We start from the raw sequence: 3,005 nt of genomic DNA on the forward strand, positions 1-3,005 counted from the left end.
GGTTCCCGTCACGCGCCGTGTGGCCACGGCACCCGAGCGGTCGACAGCGGCCTTGACCACGGCGAAGATCGCGCCCTGGAGTGCGGCGGCGATCAGGATCTGCCGCCAGGAACGGTTTTCGTCCGTGGCGCCGGGAGCGTCGCCTTCGCCTTCGACGCTCTTCCAGACCTGCTTGAACGCCGCACCCGCGATCATGCCACTGACGGCTCCGAGGGCCGGCCCGAACGGCTTGTAGGCGATCTCGGCCGCGTTCATCGGCATGCGCGGCTGCGCCGCACCAGCAGGAAGACGACCATGGCCACGCCGACCAGGAGCAGCGGCCTGCGGTTCGCGCGGGCCAGCCTCGCGGCCTGGTCGGCCCTGTCGAGAATCGGATCGGGTGTGGTGTCCTTCAGGAGCTGCACGGCATGCCAGGTGCTCCCGCGGATCCGGCCCACGACCGCGGCGGTCTTCTCGGCGGCGTGTTCGCTGACCGCGGCCGTCTTCTCCTTCGCCTGCGCCGCGATGTCGGCCTTGCCCGCCGGCGCCTCGATGGTCTGCCCGAGTTCCTCACGGGTGCGTTCGACCCGCTCGCGCAGCTCGTCGGGGCTGCGCGTGCCGCCATCGGCTCGCCGTTCGTCGATCATCGGTGGGCCTTCCCCTTGATCTCGGCCAGGTCGGCCTTGACGCTGTTGACGGTCTGCTCCGGGACGGGGGCGCCGGCCTCGGCGATCTGCTTCTTCCCCGCCAAGGCGGTCACTGCGGCAACCGCTGCCAGCACCGCAGTCAGGATCAGGGCCGACGCCCACACCGGGAGTACCAGTGCGAGGGCCGCGATGCAGGTGGCGACCAGGGCCTGAGCTGCCAGGACTCCGATCAGTCCCGCCGCGCCGAAGAGCCCGCCGCCCTTCCCGAAGCGTTTCCCCTTCTGAGTCATTTCCGCCCGCGCCAGCTGCATCTCCTCGCGGGCCAGGTCCGAAATCTGCTGGGACGCGCGCGAGACCAGCGCGCTCACGGATTCATCCGAGGTGTGGGTGTGCCGCTCGATCGTGCTCATGCGCAGTCTCCCCTTCACGATGCTCACGGGGTGGTCGTGGTGCGCCTACCCGGTAAACGAGCGGGCACCCACGCCCATGGCCATGCTCTTGCGCGCGCAGCGGCGCAGGCCGTCGACCCTCATGCTCAGCGGCTTTCCGTACTCGTCTCGCGGCTCCCGCATCCGGTTCTCTAGAGCCAGCCGTTGCGGCGGAACGCACGGTAGAGGAAGCCCGACGCCACTGCCATGAGGCCGACGGCGAGTGGATAGCCGTAGCTCCAGCCGAGCTCCGGCATGTGCTCGAAGTTCATTCCGTAGACGCCGGCGACCATGGTGGGGACCGCGAAGATGGCAGCCCAGGCGGAGATGCGCCGCATGTCGTCGTTCTGCCAGGTGCCCACCCGGGCCTGCTGGGCATCGAGAACCGAGTTGAGCAGTTCGTCGAGCGTCCGCACCTCGGTGTCGGTGCGGTGCAGGTGATCGGCCACATCCCGGAAGTAGGGCACGACCTTCGCCGCAGGCTCCTCCTCGGCCCGGCCGCTCAGCAGTCCGGACAGGACGGGAACCAGGGGCTGTACGGCGTCCCGGAACTCGCGGACTTCTCGTTTCAGGGAGTAGATGTGCTCGGTGTGGTCGACGCGTGTGGAGGAGAAGACCTGGTCCTCCAGCCGGTCGAGCGCGGCGCGCACCGTCTCGGCGGCCTCGCTGTAGGCGTCGACGACCACGTCCAGGACGGCGTGCAGAACCGACAGGGGGCCGAAGCGCAGCATGGACGGGTCGGCATCCAGGCGGCGGGCTGCCTCGGCCACCGGATCCACCTCGCCGTGACGGACGGAGAGCACGTAGCGGCGACCGACGAAGAGCATCAACTCGCCCGTCTCCACCGCCGCTTCCTCCTCGACGTACCAAAGGGTCTTCAGCGCGACCGCCAGAACGTCGCCGAAGCGCTCTCTCTTCGGGCGCTGACGCGCTTGAACGGCGTCCTCGACTGCCAGGGGGTGCAGGCCCAGCTCCGCGGCCAGCTGCATGAATTCCTCCTCGGCCGGGTCCACCAGACGCACCCATCCGAATTCGCCCTCGCCCAGCCCGCGCAACCGCTTCAGCACCAGTCGGCACGCCTCGTCCTCAAGGCCGCACTCAACCGTCTCCGACCGGCCCGACCGCTCCTCGTACACCACGCATTCCATACGCGTCGCCTGCGCCGAAACCCCGAATTCATGCGTCCGCCCAGGCCGGTCACGGCCGTGGCTCCGGCCTCGGCGTCTGTCTACGCGCGGCACCGAGTCGGCCGAGCAGTCCGTACCCACTTCCCGCGCAGCGTCCTACGTTTGGAATCGCGAGCAGCGCGCAGAAGCGATTTGACACCGACCTTACGACGCACGGCAGGAGACGCAATCATGGGCATCATCGCTTGGATCCTCATCGGGCTGCTGGCCGGCCTCATCGCCAAGGCGATCATGCCGGGCAAGGACCCGGGCGGAATCATCATCACCATGCTCATCGGCATCGCGGGAGGCCTGCTCGGCGGCTGGCTCGGCAAGGTGATCTTCGGCGTCGACTCCATCGACGGCTTCTTCGACCTGTCCACCTGGATCGCCGCCGTCGTCGGTTCCATCATCCTCCTGGCTCTCTACCGCCTCGCCACCGGGAACCGGCGCTCCCACCGGCACGCCTGATCCCGCACTGCATGATGCGGGGTCCATGGCGAACGGCTCCCCCCCATGGCGAGGGAGGAGCCGTTCGCGTGGCACGGGGTCTCTACGACCATCCGCTGCCCGCGGGCCGGCGTCGGGCCCCTCGCCACCACGCGGCGGGGGGCCCGTTCCGCGTCCTGGGCACGGTCATACGGCAGGCGGGAACCTGTCCCAGGCCCGGTGCTCGGCCAGGACGGCGGCGACGGTCTCGACGACCGCCGTGGCGCCCTCGCCGAGGGCGAGGCCGGGGCCGTCCGTGGCGATGCCCACGGTCGCGAGGAGCTGGTCGGCGCCGT

The 3,005-nt window shown here is 69.7% G+C and carries 5 protein-coding genes; 1 reads left to right on the plus strand and 4 read right to left on the minus strand.

The annotated features are described in order from the left end of the window. From ACWGIU_RS34310 to ACWGIU_RS34325, 4 genes are all read right to left on the minus strand, one after another. Positions 1-255: DUF4235 domain-containing protein (locus tag ACWGIU_RS34310; RefSeq protein WP_453712012.1), on the minus strand; the 255-nt coding region annotated here is incomplete at its 3' end. Continuing rightward, entirely contained in the window at positions 252-626 is a 375-nt protein-coding gene (locus ACWGIU_RS34315; RefSeq protein WP_453712013.1) for a DUF3618 domain-containing protein, read from the minus strand. The genes ACWGIU_RS34315 and ACWGIU_RS34310, both read right to left, overlap by 4 nt. Continuing rightward, the gene (locus ACWGIU_RS34320) at positions 623-1,036 is read right to left on the minus strand and encodes a phage holin family protein (RefSeq protein ID WP_453712014.1); all 414 of its coding nucleotides are present in this window, start codon (positions 1,034-1,036) and stop codon (positions 623-625) included. Before ACWGIU_RS34320 ends, ACWGIU_RS34315 begins: the two co-directional genes overlap by 4 nt. Before the next feature lie 170 nt (positions 1,037-1,206). Next, positions 1,207-2,202, minus strand: a complete 996-nt coding sequence (locus ACWGIU_RS34325) for a magnesium and cobalt transport protein CorA (RefSeq protein ID WP_453712015.1) — start codon at positions 2,200-2,202, stop codon at positions 1,207-1,209. Positions 2,203-2,412: 210 nt separating this feature from the next. On the opposite strand from ACWGIU_RS34325, the gene ACWGIU_RS34330 reads away from it, so the two are divergent. Then, positions 2,413-2,691, plus strand: a complete 279-nt coding sequence (locus tag ACWGIU_RS34330) for a GlsB/YeaQ/YmgE family stress response membrane protein (RefSeq protein ID WP_453712016.1) — start codon at positions 2,413-2,415, stop codon at positions 2,689-2,691. The last annotated feature ends 314 nt before the right edge of the window (positions 2,692-3,005 follow it).

Source organism: Streptomyces sp. NPDC054840, from assembly GCF_053611065.1.